This window comes from Prevotella marseillensis (assembly GCF_900625065.1).
Lineage (GTDB): Bacteria > Bacteroidota > Bacteroidia > Bacteroidales > Bacteroidaceae > Prevotella > Prevotella rara.
Window position 1 is genome coordinate 923,387 of sequence record NZ_UYXY01000001.1, and the last position, 21,091, is coordinate 944,477.

Below are 21,091 nucleotides of genomic sequence, written 5' to 3' on the forward strand. Positions count from 1 at the left end.
ATGGCAGCATTAGGAAAAATCAGAAGCAAAGGCGTTATCCTCATCAGTATATTAGGATTCGCCCTTTTTGCATTTATTGCTGAAGAGTTGTTCCGCTCTTGTGAGTCATCACGAAACGAGAGCCGTCAACAAGTAGGCGAAGTTTTAGGTGACAAAGTCAATGTGCAAGATTTTCAGAAGCTAGTTGACGAGTACACTAACGTTATTAAAATGACTCAAGGTCGCGACAATCTTACTGATGACGATCTTAATCAAGTAAAGGATGTGGTTTGGAATACTTTTGTTCAAACTGAAATCATCAGCAAGGAAGCATCTAAGTTGGGATTGCAGGTTACAGATCAGGAACTGCAGAACATACTTAACGCAGGAACAAACCCGATGCTTCTTCAGACACCTTTCGTAAACCAGCAGACTGGACGTTTTGATGCTAATTTGTTGAAGAAGTTCTTGGCTGAATACAAGCAGGCTCAAACAACAAATCCGCAGATGGCGGAGCAGTATCAGGGTATATATAATTTTTGGACATTTATAGAGAAATCTTTGCGTCAGCAGGTATTGGCTCAGAAATATCAGTCATTGTTGGCCGGATGTTTGATTTCTAATCCTGTATCAGCTAAAATGGCGTACACAGATGAAAATCAAGAAAGCAATATCCAGTTGGCATCATTCGCCTATTCTTCTATAAATGACAACAAGGTAAAGATTTCTGATGCAGACTTGAAGGCTAAGTATGAAGAACTTAAGCCTCGTTTCAAACAATACGAAGAAACACGTTCAATCAAATATGTTGATTATCAGGTTTTGCCTTCTGCATCAGACCGTGCAGCTTTGAATAAGACTGTTGCCGGATATGTGCAGTCATTGAAGGAAACAGCTGATCCGGTTGAAATAGTAAGAAATAGCGGTTCTTTGGTTACATATTTAGGTATTCCTCAGACAAAAGCTGCATTCCCGACAGATATAGCAGCACGTCTTGATTCTATGGCTGTAGGTTCAACTTCTGCACCTGTAGAAAATAAGTTGGATAATACTATAAATGTAGTTAAACTTATATCAAAAGTTCAATTGCCTGATTCAGTTCAGTTCCGTGCAATTCAGGTTGGTGGCGCAACACCTGCTGATGCTGCAAAAACTGCAGACAGTATCTTTACTGCACTCAAGAGTGGAGCTGAGTTTGAAGCAATTGCAAAGAAATATGGTCAGACAGGCGAGAAGAATTGGATAACATCTAATCAGTATCAGAATGCAACTTCAATGGACGCTGATACAAAGTCTTATATTGAGTCTTTGAATACATTGCCTGTTAATGAAATAAAGAACTTAAAACTTACACAAGGTAATTTGATTCTGCAGATTACAGACCGTAAGGCTATGACAGATAAGTATGTAGCTGCTGTGATTAAGAAACCGATAGAGTTCTCAAAGAACACATATTCTGCTGCATTTAATAAGTTTAGCCAGTTCGTCAGTGAAAGTCAGACTTTGGAGGCTATGCAGAAGAATGCTTCTAAGTATGGTTACAAAGTTCAGGAACGCATGGATATACGCAATTCAGAGCATTACGTAGCTGGTATACATGGAACTCGTGAAGCTCTTAAGTGGATATTCGAGACAGACGAGAACAAGGTATCACAGCTTTATGAGTGTGGTGATAATGACCATCTGCTTGTTTTGGTTATGACCAAGATTAACAAGAAGGGATACCGTTCACTTGATGATGAAAATGTAAAGAATTATGTAAAGCAGGAAGTATTGCGTGATAAGAAGGCTGAAATGCTTATGGCTAAAGTTAAGGGTGTGAACAGCATCTCTGCTGCTAAGGCAAAAGGTGCTCAGGTTTCTGCAGTTAATCAGGTAACATTTGCTGCACCTGTCTTTGTTCAGTCTACAGGTATGAGCGAGCCCGCACTTAGTGGTGCAGTAGCTGCAACAGCGAAGGGTAAGTTCAGTTCTGCTGCAGTTAAGGGTAACGGTGGAGTATATCTGTTCCAGGTTTTGGAAAAGAAGATGCGTCCTGTTAAGTTTAATGCAAAAGAATATGAGCAGCGTCAGCGTCAGAAGATGATGCAGTATGCGGGTAACTTTATGCAAGAACTTTACATAAATGCAAATGTTAAGGATAACCGTTACTTGTTCTTCTAATTGGATTTGAATATAAAGACGGTTTATTAAATAATTTGGCAGTCCCGACTGAAGATAATTCAGTCGGGATTGTTCTTTTTTATAATTTGGCTATTTTGCAAGCTTCCAACCTGTTTATTAAAAAAAGCATATCTAGTGCAATCTAGACTTTTTATCCTTAAATGTGTTTGTTCTAATGAAATTTAAGGTTATAATTCAGCTCGTGTGTTGTATATATCTGAGAGTGAATATAAATTCTGTATTTATTGTTTTATTCTGAAGGTTATAATTTTGTCTTATTTTTGATAGTATTTTACAGATGGGCAATGCATAAATCATGTCAAGTCGTGTTTTTACTGTTTTTTAGAGATGCTAAACGTTAAAGTCTAGTAACTTCATAATTGTTGTTCTTAATAGGTCATAAATGGTGCCTTGACATTTTTGATGTATGGTTATTTTATTCTATTGTGTCAGATAAATTTATTTTATAATGATGTATGTTTATTGATTTAATTTTTATTAATCAATGTTTATTGGTTGAAAGTTATAAAGTAATTGATTTTGATGAACTAATTCAGTTATTTTTACCATAAAAATCATTGAGTTTTAGGGTAAAAACAACTGAATTATATGACCGTTGTATAACGTATTGATATTCAGTTAGTTGCTTGTTTGTATGCTTTTATGCTGCAATATGACATATATTGAAGCGTAAAAGATGTCCTTTTGTGCTTTGAAAGGATGTATCTTATGCTCTGCTAATAATTCTTTTGATTGATCCGAGTAAATAGTAGTTGCTCTTAATTATTTTGTTTGAGGTTTCTGTTTAGCATATAACCTCAGAAAGTTTGCCTGTATATGAATCTATAATAAATCCACGTACAACAATGTCTTTGGGCATAAGAGGATGTTTGGCAACAATTTCTACTGACTTTCTGACAGCTTCTTCTGAATTGTTAAATCCATTAAGCCATGATCTGAAGTCAATTCCGCAATATTTCATCATGTCTATGTGTTCTTGTGAAACACCTCTTTCCAGCATTAGTCTGATCATTTCGTCTGGATCTAGATGCTGTGCTCCGCAGTCAGTGTGTCCTATAATCATAATCTCTTTGACTCCCAGTTCATACACTCCTACGAGCAAGCTGCGTATGGTGCTGTCGAATGGTGACTGAATGATGCCTCCTGCATTTTTTATCATCTTTACGTCCCCGTTCTTTATTCCTAAGGATGCCATAAGTAATTGTGTAAGTCTTGTATCCATACACGATACAATTGCAACTTTCTTATCTGGATATTTGGTGGTTACATATGGTTCATAAGCCTTTTCTGTAACGAATTGTTTGTTATAAGCTAGAAATTCGTCTATCATATTTATTTGTTTATTTTGAATATAATCTTTAGGTTATTTCTTGTTTTAATTTATGGGCAAATAATGCAGAATCTTTTGCAAAATTAGTAAAAATAATAATATACGTGGAAACAGTTTAGATAAATTATTCATATTAAATTAGCATGATTCGTTTCGTTTTCGTAAAAAATGTGTAACTTTGTAAATATCATATACTGCTTTTACAGAACACATAGATTTAACTTTCAGACTAATTACTTTAAATCTTCTGATGAAAAAACTAATTATATTTATATTTTTGTTTTGCATATCATTGCATATCGACGCTGAGCAGACACATGAATGGGAACAGTTTTTGTACCAGTTAAGTGAACTTGAGGATATAGAGTCTTCATCGTGGGAGTCTTCATTTGAACTTTTGTGTGATCTGGAAGAAAATCCAATAAATATTAATACAGCATCTAGAGAGGATCTGGAGCAGTTTCCTTTTTTGACTGCAAAGGATGTAGAGAATATCAGTGAGTATATTTATCGTTATGGACCAATGAAGTCTTTGGGTGAACTCGTAATGATAAAAGATTTGTCATATTATAAGCGTAGGCTTCTTTTTTATTTTACTTATGCAGGAGATACGCATAAAAAGGGCTTTCCGTCTTTTAAAAACATCGTAAAATATGGTAAACATGAGGTTGTCGGGACTATAAAAATACCTTTTTATGACAGAAAAGGTGACATAAATGGATATCAGGGCTATAAATATAAACATAGTGTAAGGTATGACTTCGATTATGGAGATTATCTACGATTAGGCTTCCTTGGATCTCAAGATGCCGGAGAGCCGTTTTTTGCAGGCCGAAATAGTATGGGATATGATTTTTATTCATTTTATCTTGTCTTGAAGAAAATGGGGCGTATAAAAACTTTGGCGTTAGGCAGGTACAGGCTGCGTTTCGGAATGGGGCTTGTTATGAATAATAACTTTAGTTTTGGCAAGTTGTCAACGCTATCATCCATGGGAAGAGGTGGCAGCAATATAAGGGCTCACTCTTCAACTTCTGACGGAAACTATCTTCAAGGGGCTGCAGGTACATTCACTTTAGCCAAAGGGTTAGATTTAAGTTTATTTGTCTCTTATCGCAAGTTTGATGCTACTTTGAATAAAGGTGACAGTACAATTTCTACAATACTAAATTCTGGTTACCATCGAACCAAGACGGAATTGGATAAGAAAAATAATTCTTCACATTTGCTTTTTGGCGGTAATGTAGATTATCGTTTTGGAGGATTTTATGTAGGGGCAACTGCTGCATACACATCTTTAGATAAAGAGCTTGTGCCTAAAACTACTTCGGTTTATCGCAGATATTATGCTCATGGTAAAAATTTTTATAATGTGGGTGTAAATTATGGTTATACTGGTAGCAGCCTGTCATTCAGTGGAGAGACTGCAACTGGTGGCTGTAAAGCTGTTGCTACGATTAATTCTTTAAGCTATAGCATAACAGATCGTTTGACCATGTTGGCTCTTCAGCGTTTTTATTCATACAAATATTATTCGTTGTTTGCTGAAAGTTTTAATGAGGGTGGGGCTGTGCAGAATGAAAGTGGTATATATTTGGGAATGACATGGCGGCCGTCACAGGCGTTAAACATAATTGCATATATCGATTATGCTTATTTTGCATGGCCTAAGTATCAGGCTTCAAAAAGTTCATGTTCTTTAGATAATACGTTGCAACTGACATATGTTATGCCTAGATGGATATTTTCAGCACGTTATCGGCTTAAAATACGTGAGAAAGACAATAAAGATAAAACGGATTTAATCAATAAAATTGATCATAGAGCACGTTTTTCTGCTGCGTATAGTTTTGGAGCCTGGAAAGCTAAGACGCAGGCTGATCTTGCTTTTTCTTCATACAAAGAAAATAGTTTTGGATGGATGATAACGCAGAATGCCAATTACATATTAAAAAAACGGTTAAACATAAATGTTTCTTTTTCTTATTTTAATACAGACAGTTATGACAGCCGTGTGTATTCTTATGAAAAGGGTATGCTCTATTCATACTATTTCCCGTCATTTTATGGGCATGGTATTCGAGGTTCCTTATTTGCCAGTTATGATATTTTGAAACAGGTCACATTGTTTGCTAAAGTAGGAACGACAAAATATTTTGACAGAGAAATAATTGGCAGCAGTTATCAGCAGATTAATCATTCTTCTGCCACTGACCTGGAATTACAATTAAGGATAAAATTATGAACTAAATGCAGAGCTGATAAGGCAATTTTCGTGTGTTATTAGGTATCAAAATACCTTGTTGATAAAAGATGAGAACAATGTTAGGGCATTTTAATTCTGATTGTATCAGGTACTCATATTTCATTCTATAAGAGATGGATGCTTTCTGATCCTGATAGTAGATAGGGTGGTACATCTTTGTTGCTCTATATCTTGCCCTATACATATAATCTAAATTTGCTGATTTGGCACGACTGATATTTTTATATATCAGGATATAAATTGAAAATTATTTTGTCTGCGTTAAATTTTATCATGATTTTCAATCCAATTATCAATAAGTTTTCTTGCAATAGACAATTTTTCCGGTATTGGTGGAAGATTGTCCATGGTGAACCAGCCACCGGCACCAAGTTCAGAACGTTGTAATTTTATTTCACCACTTTCGTATTCTGCATAAAAGCCAATCATTAGGCCACAAGGGTATGGCCATGGCTGAGATCCGAAATATTTAAGGTTTTTGATTTTTAAACTCGTTTCTTCCGTTACTTCCCTTACGACAGCTTGCTCAAGTGTTTCGCCTGTTTCAACGAATCCGGCAACTAGACCATAATAATTACCTTTAAAGTTGTTTGCATGAACAAGTAATACCTGATCATTTTTGTGTATTAATACGATTATCGCTGTTGCAAGTTGTGGCCATATTTCTTTTCCGCATTTCTCACATTTCTTAGAAATATCAGTATTGAGTTTCATGTGTCCGCCACATACGCCACAGAATTTTGTATTTGAATCCCAATAAAGTATTTCTTCACATTTGCCTGCTTTGAGATATAGTGGTTGGGGCAGTTTATGATATGATGCCCTTAAATTACACATTTCAAACTTATCGTTGTTAATAGGGCCGTCTATTCGATAAGTTTTTACTTCGTAAGATTCCAGTGGAGTTATATTATGGATGGTTGTATCTTTTCCAATTTCAGTAGGAGGATACTCCTGAAAAGGAATCGTATAACTACCGTCTGAATTCTTTTCAAGTAATAAATCTGTGTTATTAAAAACAAACCAATACTTCTTCATAGTTTATAAATTATAATATGGCAATTAATTGATTATCTATTGCCAAAAAGCAGGTCTTTATCGCGTCTTATTGCCGGTATTGCTAGTGATGATGGTACGAATTTCCAGTTGCCGTTTGGTTTAGGATTAACAATTTTAGCATCTTCTATTTCTTTCATGATGTAGTACCTTTGATCATGTTCGCTTTCATATATAATTCTGCCTTTGATGGAATCTTTTGGTATCCCGGCACCACGTGTTAAAAGTTCACCTCCGCCATTGCCTCTATAGCTGTTCATTGCTACGTTATACCATTTGTCCATTATAAAAGGTTCGCCATTTGACATCTGCAATATATGTATCTTATTTCCATAAGGTTTTGTTACATCTACTTCATAGTCAATTCCTGCTGCACTGTCAAAATTGAAGGCAAGATTTTTAAATGTATATTTTTTTATTCCGTTGACGCTATCAATATTCAGCAGCATTATATGGTCATCTTTTGATACCATTGTATTTGTCCATAGGCCATAACTCATTTCAAGGTAATTCTTTATTTCCTTGCCTGTCATTTTTATCGTATATATCTGGTTCTCATATTTGTAGAGGTTAAATAAATCTCCGACAAATACGTCACCAGCTTTTATACAGGCATCAAATGACAATGGAGCATTGAATGATACATCGGCATTTGTTACTTTAAGCTGAACGTTTTGGATAAAATCACAAAATGCGCTGCTTCCGAAATATGAGTCACGTGTGTATATTGAATTTTTGAAAGTGCCTATTTTCTTATTGACATAGTTGTTTATGCTGTCTATTTCGTCCTTGAAATACTCCATGAATGCAGTATCAACAGGCAGATTTCTTACATCTTTCAGACTTCCTTTTATCTGTTTATTTATTATTTGCCCGTTGTTTATTGTTACGTCTATTTCAGCATCGCATATGAAGTATGCATTAGATGAAGGATCCATGCAAAGAACATCATGTCCGTCTTTATTTTTGATTGTTTCAATGTGTTTCTTATGATCATGCCCATATAAAATCAAATCGAAACCAGGTACTTCTTTGGCAATTCTTAAGGAGGCGTCTTCTTCATATTCATCTGTAATTATTCCTCCTTCGGCTCCAGAATGGAAAAGGCCGATTATTATATCAGGGTTTTCCTGCTTCTTCAAATAGGTAGTCCAATATAAAGCACATTCTTTCATCTCTTGAAAAGACATACCTTCCCAAAGTTTTTCGTTAAGCCAGTTGGGAATTGCAGGAGTTATCATGCCAATAATAGCAATCTTTATGCCGTCACGATTTATTATATAGTAAGGCTTAAGATATGGCTTTTCCGTATCTTTTGATATTATATTTGCAGCAAGCATTGGACACTTTACCTCTTTTATCCATTTGTCATATACATTATGACCGGTTTCAATGTCATGATTTCCGATAGTTTGGACATCATAGCCCATATAATTTATGACCGATGCAGCTACATTGGGAAGTTCAGGCTTTACATAATTACAGTAATAGCATGTAGGTTGACCTTGTAAAATGTCACCATTGTCCATCAATATAAGATTAGCACCATAAGTTTTTCTGAGGTCCTTTATGTATGTTGAAACACGTGCTAAAGAACCTTTTGCTGGTTTACGCTCAATGAAGTCATAGGGAAAGAAACATCCATGAACATCACTAGTCTGTATAATTCGGAGTTTTATAGTCTTTTCCTGGCCCATCAATAGTGTATTAAGGCATATAGTAAAGAAACTTATGGCGACTAATCTTAACATATTATTATTCATTTATCCTTGTCATAGACATTTCTGTCATTTTACCGTCAGGATTAATTCTTGCATTAATTTTATACTTATAGTTTGCGCTTGACTCATCAACTTTCTCAACTTTCTGATTTGCCATGAAATTTACAATATATTCATATTGTTCGTCACCAATCTCTTTCTTCTGTATGTTGTAGTCACCGGAGATACTCCAAACCATATTCTGAACATCTTGTTTATACAATCTGTTCATGAAATAAATGATATCCTGTTTTGTAGCATTTTGCTTACCTAAAAAGTTAATGTTATCATTTATGTTTGAAACGAGATTAACTTCATCGCGCTCGTTAATGCTCACGAAAAAGTTATGGAAGAGATTACTTATTGCCTGTCTTTCTTCCATGCTTACAGTATTTGCTTTTATTTTTTTCAAAGCAATTTGTGCCTCTTCATAATGGTTGCCATCAGAATGGTCTGCCATGTACATCTGATATGCCTCAGAGGTATTTAATTTTAGGCATTGTGCCCAATCAATAGAATCAATTTTGTCCATTGCTTCTTGTTTGTGTGGACTATCAGGATGTTTGCTTAAGTAATCCATCAGCGCTGATTTACTGCCGCTTACAATGGCATTTGTCCAATCCTGATCTAATTGCTCAAGTCTTTGCAAATGTGCTTTAATTGAATCAATATGCTCTTGTGGAGCATCTTTAAAGTTATTTAAATATTCTTGTAAAATTGTTGGATCCTCACTGCTTAAGGCAAAATTATATTCTTCCATTTCCTTTTCATTTTGCGCCCTGTTGTAGAAATAGAAGCATACACCTAATGCCAACACTGCTATTATTAACGAAACAATCAGTGTTGTCCTGTTATTTTTTCTTGCTTTAGGAGTGTTGTCGTTGGGAGTCGTATATTGTTCTTGAGGCGTTGTATTCAAACTATTGCTTGACTCGTCTTTTGTAGGAACGATTATACCATTGTCTGACGTCAGATAGCTATTCCTTTCTACATTTGTTGAGTTTTGCTCAACAAGGCTTTGATTGTCATTCTCAATAGGATTATTGCCATTGGAAGGTGATTTGTGACAATGTGGGCAGACAATCTCACTTATTAAATAAATTTCTCCACAATAAGGACATTTTATTATTTTTCCTGCGATTTCTACTCCACAATTGGGGCATACAGGAGCCTTGTCACTAGTTTGATGACCACATTCAGGACATTTAATAATTGCCATTTTTATATTTTTATTTTATATGTTATTTTATTAGAAATGTCTAAACCGTATTTCTCTCATGCTATGACGTCCCATAAATCTGCTCTTGTCAACATATGTGTTGATACCATTTATGCGTCCTTTTGCAGTATATTGCCAAAGAGTATAATCTCTTCCGTCGGCAAGTTTGGGTTCCTCATCAGAATATTGGGCAATCATAAGACAATAATTGTCAATTTTGCCTTGGAGATGTTTGTTGTAGAAATTTGTATATGTATACAATAAAGGCTTTTGGCGATAGGCCTTCTCAACTAAATCGATGAATTTAAATAATGAATCACAAAATTCGTCAGTCTTAAGCCCCCCTGTTGTCTCTATGTCTATCATAGGTATCAGGTCCTGGTCTCCAGGACGGCATTGTGATTTAAAATTTTCGAGTTGCTTAACTAAATCAGTTTTAGGCCGAAAAAAATGGTATGAGCCAACTTTTAAACCATATCTGTGTGCTAATTCAATATTTCTTTCGTATGTTTTGTCTATATGTGTACCGCCTTCTGTCGCTTTTAAATAAACATAGGCCATTTTACTATTTTCACCAATTGTTTCCCAGAAAACGTCTCCTTGATAATGGCTGAGATCTATTCCGTGAATATGTCTGCATGTGTCTTCACATTGAACGTAGGTGTTGTAATCTTGTGCAGATATATATTGTGTTAGAGTAAATAGGCTGATAATAATAAAAATGTATTGTTTCATTGTATGATTCCTTATTTTTGGCAAAGATACACTTAATCGTTGGTACAACAAAGAAAATTATAAAATTTTAGTTATTCCTCAATATTTGAAAGACTGTTAAAAATATTAGAGAAAAAGATGCTTGTTGTCTCAAGTGGAAAGAAAGAAAAATACTTGAACATACCGGTATTAGGCTTTGGGATATTACAAATCAAGTTATTAATTTCTTTTTGAGTCTCATTCATCTTGTCCTCCGATTTTGCTTTAAGGTTTAGCGGTAATTTTACTTCTCCCGTTTTGATTTTATTTTGGTTATTATAGAATGGGATTTCGCTTGTATCGAAGTTAAAGAACTTAATGAGGTATATACCAACTAAGTTCATTATTTTATTCATCTTTAATGTATTTATCCAATTGTCTATTTTAACGAAATCTATTTTATTACCATATTTTCTTAAATAAATGCCATATTCTACAAGGTCTCTGATGTATGAATTTGCGGATAAAAGATTTTTAATGTTATCAATACTTCTGTTTAAGAATGTTATAGAGTCTACAGATGTATCGATACTATGGATCTCATTATAAATAATTCGATCTAATTTCTTGTTTAAATATGGATTAGAGAATTTATTTATTGTTTTTGTCGACTGTCTGTATTGGGCGTCTTTTGGCGTGATTCTTGTTGTATTGGAATAAATAGTTTCGTTTATAGAGTTTGTGATTTTTGTTGGTATAATATTATTTGATGAGTTATCTGAATAAATTATTCCAGATATGATAAAATCTTCAACATCATTTATTTTAGCAATGTATAATAGTTGATTCCATTTATATTCAGACATTTCTTCAAGTGTACAATATGACTGAAATGCCCCAGTAGATAATAATTTAATGAAATTTCTTATTACAACTTGCATATCTTTTGTGGTTATAACTGCTTTTGCAGTGTTTTTTATTTTTCAGGATGATGCGTTTACATCATCCTGAAAATATGTTTAAAGTGTTACACCATTTTTGAAGATGGATATTTCTCTGTACCCGTTTTTCTCATTGCATGTTTTTTCACCATTGGCAACAGATATTATCTTTTTGATGAACTTGTCTAATAGGGATTTCATATCTGTTCCTTCAACCAATTCCCCTGCATTGAAATCAATCCAATTTGGCTTGTTGTTAAATAGTGTACTATTTGTCGATATTTTCATAGTCGGAATAAATGTACCAAATGGAGTGCCGCGTCCTGTTGTAAATAAAACAATCTGACAGCCTGCAGCAGCTAATGCTGTTGAAGCAACAAGGTCGTTTCCTGGTGCAGACAACAGATTAAGACCGGTAGTTTTTAGTCTGTCGCCATAGCCTAATACACCACTAACAGGGGCTCTTCCACATTTTTGAGTACATCCAAGTGCTTTGTCCTCTAATGTAGATATTCCACCGGCTTTGTTTCCAGGTGAAGGATTCTCACCAACAGGTTCGCCATGGCTCAAGAAATACTCTTTAAAGTCATTAACGAGTTTTACAGTCTGATTAAAGAGGTCTTCATTTTGACATCTGTTCATGAGAATTGTTTCTGCACCAAACATTTCTGGCACTTCTGTAAGTATAGATGTTCCGCCTTGTGCAACAATAAAGTCAGAAAATTCTCCAACAAGCGGATTGGCTGTTATACCACTTAATCCATCGCTTCCGCCACATTTTAATCCTATACGCAACTTGCTTAACGGACACTCTGTCCTTACATCTTTACTTGCTATGTCGTATAATGAGTGCAGAATTTTCATTCCTTCCTCAACTTCATCTCCTTGAACCTTTTGTACTACAAGGAATTTTATACGACTTTTATCGTAATCGCCTAAAAGTTTTTCAAACTGGTCCGGCTGGTTGTTCTCACATCCCAAGCTTAATATCAGAACAGCTCCGGCATTAGGATGAAGGACAATGTCGCGTAACACTTTTCTGGTGTTTTCATGGTCCTCACTTAATTGTGAACATCCATAATTGTGGTGCCAGGCATGAACGGCGTCAATACCGGCTAATTTTGTTTCTTCAGCCAGCTTTGTCGCTAATTTTTCTGCTATTCCATTTACACATCCTACAGTTGGTACAATCCATACTTCATTTCTTATTCCAACCTCACCATTGGCTCTGACATATCCATTGAATGTTAGATTTTGGTTTTCGATGGGAAGAATTTCATTTACAGGATTATATTCATAAGCAAGTTTACCTGATAAATTCGTTTTTAGATTGTTCTCATTAATCCATTCACCGGCCTTTAAATCTTTTTGGGCATGTCCTATAGGATAGCCGTATTTGATGATGTTCTCACCAGCCTTTGTGTCTTGTAAAAGGATTTTATGGCCGACAGGAGTGTCCTGCAAGACGGTTATAGTTTTGCCATTGATGCTTATTTCTTCTCCCTGCTTATAGTCCCTTAGACAAACTACAACAGAATCGGCCGGATTAATTTTAATGAATGAAACTTTTTCCATAAAATGATTTGTTTTATAGTTGTGTAAATTAAGTTTATAATTGTGTACGTCTATAGAAATCCACGTTCTCTTTAGACAATAATTCTATTGGCATATAGTTTACCGGATCAACCTTCTTTTTTAACACTATTGCCTTAAATAATGTATCGACACAATTGTAGCCCTGCATGAAGGCATGTTGGGCGATGAGGAATGATATTGTTCCTAATCGTAAGCATTTCGCATTTTTTTCAACCATATCATATCCCATTATTTGAACGTCACGTCTATTGGTCTTTAATAAAAATTCACCGACAATATGACCTTTTGAGCATAGAGTGATGCAATGATGTATATGTGGGTTTGATGTAAAGAAATTTTCTAAGATAGAGTCATAATTGTTTTCATCTTCATCCAACGGTAAATCTAGCTCAATAATCTTCGTTTGTGGAAAATGGTCCTGCATATAATGCCTGAAACCAACTTCTCTGTTATCTTGTTGCTTACTTTCGACTTTTCCGTTCTTAGTCTGTTTCATAAGCATTATTTCTTTTTCGCCTGATGCTATTAACATGAGCATTTTTGCGGCAAAATATCCACTACAAAAAGAATCCTGACCATAGAATGAAAGTGGCTTTAAATCTGGCATATATGAGTCTAATAATATAAAAGGTATGCCGCGTTCGTGCAATTTTTCCGTAAAACCTTTCGTTGTTTCTAAATCGCTAGGCACTACAATTACCCCATTTGGGTTTGCATTTAGACATTTGGTGTATTCTCTAATAAAAGTAGACGGGTCAAATCTTTTATAGTACATCATTTTCACATCAATGTGAAAATCACGTCTTGCTTCACATGCTTTTGCTGCTCCCTCTTCAATTTCTTCCCAATAAGCTTCTGATTTATGTTGAGGAATTATACAATAAAAAGTGTATGACTTGTTGTATGCAAGAGCACTTGCATACATATTCGGTTGGTAATTTATGTTTTTTAAAACAGCTTCAACCTTTTCCCTTGCTGATTTGGATACATTCGGACGGTTATGTAAAACTCTGTCAACGGTTCCAACTGATACACCTGATTTCTCGGCAATGTCTTTAATTCTTATCTTTTCGCTCATATATAAATCCACTTTCAAAGATAAAGTGAAATATTTTCTGCAAAAATAGCAATAAAAACTGAATCGTGCGAAAACACAAAGGCGATTTTTGTGAAAAACACATTTTTTTGTTGTTTTATTTGTTTGGTTTTAATTTAAATATTAATTTTGTGAACTGAAAAAACAAATTATAAATCTATAAACATTCAAAAATTAAAGAAATGGCTAAAGTTGTAACCTTGGGCGAGATAATGCTTCGCCTTTCATCTCCCGGTCAGAAGAGATTTGTTCAATGTGATAATTTTGATGTTGTGTATGGTGGTGGCGAGGCAAACGTTGCTGTTAGTGCTGCGAATTATGGTCATGAGGCTTATTTTGTAACGAAATTACCTAAACATGAAATAGGGCAGTGTGCCTTAAATGCATTACGCAGATACGGAGTTAATACACAGTTCATTGCGCGTGGTGGTGATCGTTTAGGTATATATTTCCTTGAAACAGGTGCAAGTATGCGTCCTTCAAAGGTCGTATATGACCGTGCTCACAGTTCTATCGCTGAAGCTGATCCTGAAGATTTCGACTTTGATAAGATAATGGAAGGAGCTCAGTGGTTCCATTGGAGTGGAATTACTCCGGCCATTAGTGACAAGGCTGCAGAACTTACACGTCTTGCTTGTGAGGCTGCAAAACGTCATGGCGTAACTGTTAGTGTGGACCTTAATTTCCGTAAAAAACTTTGGACATCAGAGAAGGCTCAGAGTATAATGAAACCTTTGATGAAGTATGTTGATGTATGTATAGGTAACGAGGAAGATGCACAGTTATGTTTAGGCTTTAAGCCGGATGCAGATGTTGAAGGTGGAAAAACAGATGCTGAAGGATATTATGGCATATTCAAGGGCATGATGGAAGAGTTTGGCTTTAAGTATGTCGTTTCAACTCTTCGTGAGTCTTTATCTGCTACCCATAATGGCTGGAAGGCATTGATTTATAATGGAAAAGAATTTTACCAGAGTAAGCATTATGATATAATGCCTATTATTGATCGTGTTGGTGGTGGTGATTCTTTTGCCGGTGGTCTTATACATGGATTGCTGACATATCCGGAAGATCAGGGTAAGGCATTAGAGTTCGCCGTTGCAGCATCTGCCTTGAAACATACAATTCCGGGCGACTTTAATTTGATGTCAGCAGAGGAGGTTGAAAACCTTGCTGGTGGTGACGCTTCTGGTCGTGTTCAGCGTTGATGCTGGCATGAGTAATGTTTTGACATCTGAAATTTATAAACTAAGAAATGCTTTGACAATTTGCGTGTTTAAAGAATAAAACTTTCAAAAGTCCGTATATTGTTTAAGTGTTATTATAAATAAAAAATAGAATATAATGGCTAAATTTGATAAAATTGCGGTATTGAACAAGATAAGTTCAACTGGAATGGTACCAGTCTTTTATCATAAGGATGTAGAAATAGCAAAAAAAGTTATAAAAGCATGTTATGATGGAGGCGTTCGTGCTTTCGAATTCACCAATCGTGGTGATTTTGCTCACGAGGTGTTTGGTGAAGTAGTTAAGTTTGCTGCCGTTGAATGTCCTGAACTTGCTTTAGGTGTCGGTTCTGTTGTTGATCCCGCAACAGCAGCATTGTATATCCAACTTGGTGCTAATTTTGTAGTTGGCCCGTTGTTTAATCCGGAAATTGCTAAGGTTTGTAACCGTCGCTTGGTTCCTTATACTCCTGGATGCGGAAGTGTTTCAGAAGTAGGCTTTGCTCAGGAATTAGGCTGTGATTTATGTAAAGTATTTCCAGGTGACGTTTTAGGACCAAAATTGGTTAAGGGAATGTTGGCTCCTATGCCTTGGTCTAAATTGATGGTAACCGGTGGCGTTTCTCCTGATGAGGAAAATCTTAATTCATGGATTAAAGCAGGCGTGTTCTGTGTGGGAATGGGTTCTAAGTTATTCCCGAAAGATGTTATTGCTGCAGGTAATTGGCAAGCTATTACGGATAAGTGTAAAGAAGCTTTAGGGTATATTGCTAAGGCTCGCGGATAATAAATACGTATTAAAAGGCTCGATTGTGCTTCTTGGCATATTGAGCCTTTTATTTTTTTCAGCTTGTTCTTTTGAAAACGAAAAATCAGAAGTTGACAGGTTGAATGATATATCTTATGTATATCATTACAAGGACTTGGATTCAACTTATTATTATGCCAATAAGGCATTAAGTTTGTCGAAAGGAAATTCTTCTGCATGTGCAGAGGCATATAATAATTTGGCTTTTTTTCATATTTCAAAAATGAATTATGAAAAAGCATATGATTTTCTTGATAGCGTTACTTATGTTACAGATAATCAAGTAGAACTTTTAATTGCTGATATTCAGCGTATGAGATTGTGTCAGCGAGAATCAGAAAATAAAAAGTTTTACGATTTTCGTGAACGTGCTCAAGCCAGGTTAAAGCGAATAAACGAAGAAAAAAAATCTTTACCAGAACGCTTGTCAAGGCGTCTTAATTATGCCGAATCAGAGTTTCTGATAGTTAGTTCTACTTATTACTATTATTTGGGACTTGTTGATAAGGCTAAGCATGCCATATTGCAAATAGACTCTATAACTGAAATATATAAGGATACAGCTCAATATATAAATTATTTATATCAATTAGGGAGCGGCGGATTGATAGAAGGAAAAACACAGTATGATGTTTCTCAAAAAGAATTCGAGTATTTGTTTAAATGTTATTTGTATGCTAAGAAAGGAAAATACAAGTACTGGGAAGCAAACTCTTTGCAAGCGTTAAGTGAACATCTTATAGATAAAGACAATCGAATGTGGTTGTCTTTAAATAATAAATTGGCAATAAACTATCTTAATATTGATAATATGCCTGATAGTTTGTTGGCCGGAAATTTAGCACAAAGAGCATTATCATTATTTGTTAGTTATGGAGATGTATATCAAATTGCAGGAGCATATCGTACTTTGGCTTTTTGTTATTGGACTGTGTGTGATTATACATCTTCTTTGATCTGTTTGGAAAATGCATTGGCAGAGCCTTTAATAAACCAAGCACCTGATTTAGTCGCTAGTATCTGTGAACAATTGAGTTTGGCTTATTCTGCGATTGATGATAAGAATAATAGTGACATTTATCGTAATAAATATCTTGATTTACGAGAAGAAACGCGACAAGATCGGCAATTAGAAGCTCGTGCTGAACAATTGGAAAAAACATCAATGCAACTTAATGTCCTTATAGTATTCATAATCTGTTTAATATGTGTTGTTATTGCATTATTTTTTATTCTTAATGGTTTAAGAAAAAAACGAGATAAAAAATTTTATATAGATGATTTGTTAAAACCTTTACAGGAATGGAATAAGTTGAATTGTAAGTATTTAAATAATCTTGATGAAAGTTATGAAGAGGTTGAAGAACAATTGAATTTATGTCGTTTGAGTATAGAAAAAGCTAAAAGGAGAAACGTGGACAATCGTTCTAAGGTTTTTCTTGTTAATAATGTATTGCCTTATATTGATCGAATAATAAATGAGATAAAGCGGATAGAGATGTCTGTTGAATCAGATGAAATAAGGCGAGAACGATATTGTTATGTTAAAGAATTGATTGATAGAATCAATGAATATAATGATGTACTTACTCATTGGATTCAACTTCAACAAGGTCAGCTTTCTTTGCATATTGAAAGCTTTAAGTTACAAGATGTTTTTAATGTCTTGCTAAAATCAACTGCTTCTTTTCAACTGAAAGGTATAAAATTAGAAGTTCGGTCTTCTTCAGCTGTAGTTAAGGCTGATAAAATAATGACTTTGTTCATGCTTAATACACTTTCAGATAATTCTCGTAAATTTACAAAAGCAGGTGGAACTGTAGTGATTAGTGCAGAAGAAAAAACTGATTACGTTGAAATATCTGTTTCTGATACTGGTGAGGGTATTGATAAGCAAAAGTTGGAAAACTTGTTTGGACACAAAATAAAGAATGGACATGGCTTTGGTCTTATGAATTGTAAAGGTATTATTGACAAGTATCGTAAGACTAGTCAGATATTTAATGTATGTGGTATTTTTGCAGAGAGCGAAATAGGAAAGGGTAGTAGATTTTATTTTCGTTTGCCGTATGGTATTCTACGTGTCTTTTTATTTTTTATAAGCCTTAGTCTGACGATAAATCTTAACGCAGAGGATGTAAAAGAAATAAAAGCAAATACTGTTTTAAAAGTAAAATCAGAATATTTAATAAAAGCAAGTAATTTTGCTGATTCTGCATATTATAGTAATATTAATGGAACATATCAAAAAACTTTGAACTATGCAGATTCTGCAATTTCCTATTTGAATTTATTTTATAAGCAGGCATATCACCAAGGAAAAGACTTGATATCGCTAAAAGGCACAGAGACGGATTTGCCTGCTGATATTATATGGTTTCGTAAGGGGATTAAAACTGATTATGATGTAATTTTAGATATTCGTAACGAATGTGCAGTCGCTTCTTTGGCATTACATAAATGGGATTTGTATGTATATAATAATAAAATTTATACTCAACTATTTAAAGAAATGTCCGCAGATAGAGGTTTGGCTGAATATTGTCTTACAATGCAGCGTTCGAAAACAAATAAAGTAATAGCAGTCATATTTCTTATTATATTATTAATTTCTGCTGCTGGATTATATTATTTGTTATATTATCGCCATGTCTTATATTATCGTTTTTGTGTAGACAAAATTAATGATATTAATAAACTTCTTTTTTCAGACAAGTCTATTTCGCAAAAGATTTCAACTATCTCAGAAGTTGATGTTTCAAGATATCCTCATTCGTTACAAAAAGTGATAGGGCAGATAAAAAGTGTTTTGGATAACTCGATTGACTTGAATGAACGTAAGAAGGCTGATATAGAATATCTTTCAGACGAACTTAATCGGGCTAGATATGAGGATGAAAAACTGTATGTATGTAATAATGTTACAGATAATTGTTTGAGTGCGTTGAAGCATGAAACAATGTATTATCCTTCTCGAATCAGACAGCTTGTTGATGAAGCGGATAAAAATATTCAACCTTTAATTGAAGTTACTGTATATTATAAAGAATTGTATACTCTGTTATGTGAGCAGATACAGCGACAGGTTGATTTAGTATCTTATGAATGCAAACCTGTCTCTTTAAAAGAAATAATCGGTATAGATGAATACGTGTTAGGGGATAGCGTATTGATAAAGTATCTATTTGATATTTTGAAAACTCAATGCGGATGTGTAAATGGTGATGTGATAATTTCCTCTAAAAATAATCAATATATAGTTTTTGATGTTATCTGCCGTAGTTTATCGTCTGATTTGATGAAAACTAATATTGATTTGTTTGTTCCATCAGTAAAAAATATTCCATATTTGATATGTAGACAAATTATACGTGAAAATAGTGAACTGACTAATCTTCATGGATGTGGTATTGTTACAATTTTCGAGGAAAGGGAGAACAAGATGATTTTGCGTATAACTTTGGCTAGGTATATTTGTTCAAATATAAAAACATCTTAAATTAAGAGTTAAAATGAATAGTTTTAAAGTTATTATAGTTGAAGACGTTCCTCTAGAATTAAAAGGAACGGAAGGTATATTAAGAAATGATATACCTGAGGCAGAGATAATAGGTACTGCAGATAGTGAAATTGCGTATTGGCATTTGATTAAGCAGCAATTGCCAAATTTGGTATTGCTTGATTTAGGACTTGGCGGCTCAACAACGGTTGGAGTTGAGATTTGTAGACAAACTAAAGAGTTGTATCCTGATGTTAAAGTCTTGATATTCACTGGCGAAATTCTTAACGAGAAGTTATGGGTTGACGCACTTGATGCCGGCTGTGACGGAATTATACTAAAAAGTGGTGAACTTCTTACGCGGGGCGATATTTCTAGTGTAATGAAAGGGCGTAAGTATGTTTTCAATCAGCCAATACTTGAAAAGATTGTTAAACGCTTTAAGGATAGCGTGAGTAAACAAATAATGCGCCAAGAAGCGTTGGTAAATTATGAGATTGATGAATATGATGAGCGTTTTTTAAGACATCTTGCATTAGGATATACGAAAGAACAGATAACGGGATTGCGTGGTATGCCTTTTGGTGTTAAGAGTCTGGAAAAAAGACAGAACGAACTTATTCGCAGACTATTCCCTGATGGTAATGGAGGTATTGGAATAAATGCGACAAGATTGGTAACCAGAGCGATTGAACTTCATATCCTTGACGTGGACAATATTATACCAGATGATTTATAATTAATGAATTAATTAAATGATGCATCGTAAACAAGTATTGGCTTTATCCGCATTAACATTGTTGTTAATGTTTATTTGTGTGATAGTATTTTCGTGGATTGTCAGTTCTGTTAATCCGTCATTACCAATAAGGTCAATGATAAGTGAAGAAGGGGTGCGTCAGTTTATGGGTGGTTTTGCTTATTGTTTGGCATCTCCACTATTAGTGTGGTTAGTCTTGTGCTCAATTGCATGGGGCACATTTAGGTATAGTGGTTTTTGTGATGCTATTTTATGTGTTTATAGGGGGAGGCCCATCACATATAGAGAGAAACATGCATTAATTATTTCTGCTATATTTTTTATCGTATTTTGTATTGTCATAATTTCTCTGACATTTGTTCCACATGCGGTTCTATTAGGAGTTACAGGCGAATTGTGTCCTAGTGCTTTTACGGCAGGTGCAGTTCCTTTATTTGCATTTATTGTTATAGTTCTTTCTTTGTCATATGGAATTTCATGTGGTAAACTTGGTGATTTGTATCAAGTTTATAAAAGTCTTTATGTTGGAATAAAAATGTCAGCCTCATTATGGCCGATTTATATTTTTGTTATGCAACTTTATTTTGCGGTTATGTTTGTCTTCTTTTGAAAATGAAATCGTATCTGGGGCTTTAGAAAAGATTATAGAAGAATTACAATGCATATCATAGATTTTAA

General features: G+C 34.6%; 15 protein-coding genes. 7 read left to right on the forward strand and 8 right to left on the reverse strand.

The window, feature by feature from the left end; translation table 11 throughout:
- On the forward strand, positions 1–2,142 hold the full coding sequence (locus EJL04_RS03905; RefSeq protein ID WP_125104117.1) for a peptidylprolyl isomerase: 2,142 nt from the start codon (positions 1–3) through the stop codon (positions 2,140–2,142).
- Positions 2,143–2,947: 805 nt separating this feature from the next.
- On the opposite strand, the gene EJL04_RS03910 is transcribed toward EJL04_RS03905, so the two are convergent.
- Positions 2,948–3,493: a beta-class carbonic anhydrase gene (locus tag EJL04_RS03910; RefSeq protein ID WP_125104118.1), complete on the reverse strand. Its 546-nt coding sequence runs from the start codon at positions 3,491–3,493 to the stop codon at positions 2,948–2,950.
- Between the two features lie 250 nt (positions 3,494–3,743).
- On the opposite strand from EJL04_RS03910, the gene EJL04_RS03915 reads away from it, so the two are divergent.
- Positions 3,744–5,738, forward strand: coding sequence for a helix-hairpin-helix domain-containing protein (locus EJL04_RS03915; RefSeq protein WP_125104119.1), 1,995 nt, complete (start codon positions 3,744–3,746; stop codon positions 5,736–5,738).
- Between the two features lie 282 nt (positions 5,739–6,020).
- Here the strand turns inward: EJL04_RS03915 and nudC are convergent, their stop codons facing one another.
- The 7 genes from nudC to EJL04_RS03950 form a co-directional block, all read right to left on the reverse strand.
- Positions 6,021–6,797 (reverse strand): NAD(+) diphosphatase, encoded by a 777-nt coding sequence (gene nudC, locus EJL04_RS03920; RefSeq protein WP_021854917.1) that lies wholly within the window; start codon positions 6,795–6,797, stop codon positions 6,021–6,023.
- A gap of 32 nt (positions 6,798–6,829) precedes the next feature.
- On the reverse strand, positions 6,830–8,566 hold the full coding sequence (locus tag EJL04_RS03925) for a bifunctional metallophosphatase/5'-nucleotidase (protein ID WP_420899292.1): 1,737 nt from the start codon (positions 8,564–8,566) through the stop codon (positions 6,830–6,832).
- 4 nt (positions 8,567–8,570) lie between these two features.
- Positions 8,571–9,794 (reverse strand): zinc ribbon domain-containing protein, encoded by a 1,224-nt coding sequence (locus tag EJL04_RS03930; protein WP_125104121.1) that lies wholly within the window; start codon positions 9,792–9,794, stop codon positions 8,571–8,573.
- A 30-nt stretch (positions 9,795–9,824) separates the two neighbouring features.
- Positions 9,825–10,529 carry a glycoside hydrolase family 25 protein gene (locus EJL04_RS03935; RefSeq protein WP_021854913.1) on the reverse strand — a complete coding sequence of 235 codons (705 nt, stop codon included), beginning with the start codon at positions 10,527–10,529 and terminating at the stop codon, positions 9,825–9,827.
- A gap of 71 nt (positions 10,530–10,600) precedes the next feature.
- Positions 10,601–11,428 (reverse strand): hypothetical protein, encoded by an 828-nt coding sequence (locus EJL04_RS03940; RefSeq protein WP_125104122.1) that lies wholly within the window; start codon positions 11,426–11,428, stop codon positions 10,601–10,603.
- Positions 11,429–11,506: 78 nt separating this feature from the next.
- On the reverse strand, positions 11,507–13,003 hold the full coding sequence (locus EJL04_RS03945) for a UxaA family hydrolase (RefSeq protein WP_021854911.1): 1,497 nt from the start codon (positions 13,001–13,003) through the stop codon (positions 11,507–11,509).
- A gap of 34 nt (positions 13,004–13,037) precedes the next feature.
- Complete coding sequence (locus EJL04_RS03950) at positions 13,038–14,102, reverse strand: LacI family DNA-binding transcriptional regulator (RefSeq protein WP_021854910.1); 1,065 nt, start codon at positions 14,100–14,102, stop codon at positions 13,038–13,040.
- 200 nt (positions 14,103–14,302) lie between these two features.
- Here EJL04_RS03950 and EJL04_RS03955 point away from each other — a divergent pair, with 200 nt between their 5' ends.
- The 5 genes from EJL04_RS03955 (at position 14,303) to EJL04_RS03975 (ending at position 21,023) form a co-directional block, all read left to right on the forward strand.
- On the forward strand, positions 14,303–15,328 hold the full coding sequence (locus EJL04_RS03955; RefSeq protein ID WP_021854908.1) for a sugar kinase: 1,026 nt from the start codon (positions 14,303–14,305) through the stop codon (positions 15,326–15,328).
- 136 nt (positions 15,329–15,464) lie between these two features.
- Positions 15,465–16,133, forward strand: a complete 669-nt coding sequence (locus EJL04_RS03960) for a bifunctional 4-hydroxy-2-oxoglutarate aldolase/2-dehydro-3-deoxy-phosphogluconate aldolase (RefSeq protein WP_021854907.1) — start codon at positions 15,465–15,467, stop codon at positions 16,131–16,133.
- Between the two features lie 25 nt (positions 16,134–16,158).
- Complete coding sequence (locus tag EJL04_RS03965) at positions 16,159–19,653, forward strand: sensor histidine kinase (RefSeq protein WP_241209934.1); 3,495 nt, start codon at positions 16,159–16,161, stop codon at positions 19,651–19,653.
- A 13-nt stretch (positions 19,654–19,666) separates the two neighbouring features.
- Complete coding sequence (locus tag EJL04_RS03970; protein WP_021854905.1) at positions 19,667–20,392, forward strand: DUF5932 domain-containing protein; 726 nt, start codon at positions 19,667–19,669, stop codon at positions 20,390–20,392.
- Between the two features lie 136 nt (positions 20,393–20,528).
- Complete coding sequence (locus EJL04_RS03975) at positions 20,529–21,023, forward strand: ABC transporter substrate-binding protein (RefSeq protein WP_125104123.1); 495 nt, start codon at positions 20,529–20,531, stop codon at positions 21,021–21,023.
- Positions 21,024–21,091 lie beyond the last annotated feature (68 nt).

Bases quoted from the DNA above. Each gene is read 5' to 3' on its own strand.
- EJL04_RS03915 (WP_125104119.1), top strand. From the start codon at position 3,744: ATGAAAAAACTAATTATATTTATATTTTTGTTTTGCATATCATTGCAT.
- nudC (WP_021854917.1), bottom strand. From the start codon at position 6,797: ATGAAGAAGTATTGGTTTGTTTTTAATAACACAGATTTATTACTTGAA.
- EJL04_RS03960 (WP_021854907.1), top strand. From the start codon at position 15,465: ATGGCTAAATTTGATAAAATTGCGGTATTGAACAAGATAAGTTCAACT.
- EJL04_RS03940 (WP_125104122.1), bottom strand. From the start codon at position 11,428: ATGCAAGTTGTAATAAGAAATTTCATTAAATTATTATCTACTGGGGCA.
- EJL04_RS03955 (WP_021854908.1), top strand. From the start codon at position 14,303: ATGGCTAAAGTTGTAACCTTGGGCGAGATAATGCTTCGCCTTTCATCT.
- EJL04_RS03970 (WP_021854905.1), top strand. From the start codon at position 19,667: ATGAATAGTTTTAAAGTTATTATAGTTGAAGACGTTCCTCTAGAATTA.
- EJL04_RS03905 (WP_125104117.1), top strand. From the start codon at position 1: ATGGCAGCATTAGGAAAAATCAGAAGCAAAGGCGTTATCCTCATCAGT.
- EJL04_RS03950 (WP_021854910.1), bottom strand. From the start codon at position 14,102: ATGAGCGAAAAGATAAGAATTAAAGACATTGCCGAGAAATCAGGTGTA.
- EJL04_RS03945 (WP_021854911.1), bottom strand. From the start codon at position 13,003: ATGGAAAAAGTTTCATTCATTAAAATTAATCCGGCCGATTCTGTTGTA.
- EJL04_RS03925 (WP_420899292.1), bottom strand. From the start codon at position 8,566: ATGTTAAGATTAGTCGCCATAAGTTTCTTTACTATATGCCTTAATACA.
- EJL04_RS03930 (WP_125104121.1), bottom strand. From the start codon at position 9,794: ATGGCAATTATTAAATGTCCTGAATGTGGTCATCAAACTAGTGACAAG.
- EJL04_RS03935 (WP_021854913.1), bottom strand. From the start codon at position 10,529: ATGAAACAATACATTTTTATTATTATCAGCCTATTTACTCTAACACAA.
- EJL04_RS03910 (WP_125104118.1), bottom strand. From the start codon at position 3,493: ATGATAGACGAATTTCTAGCTTATAACAAACAATTCGTTACAGAAAAG.
- EJL04_RS03975 (WP_125104123.1), top strand. From the start codon at position 20,529: ATGATAAGTGAAGAAGGGGTGCGTCAGTTTATGGGTGGTTTTGCTTAT.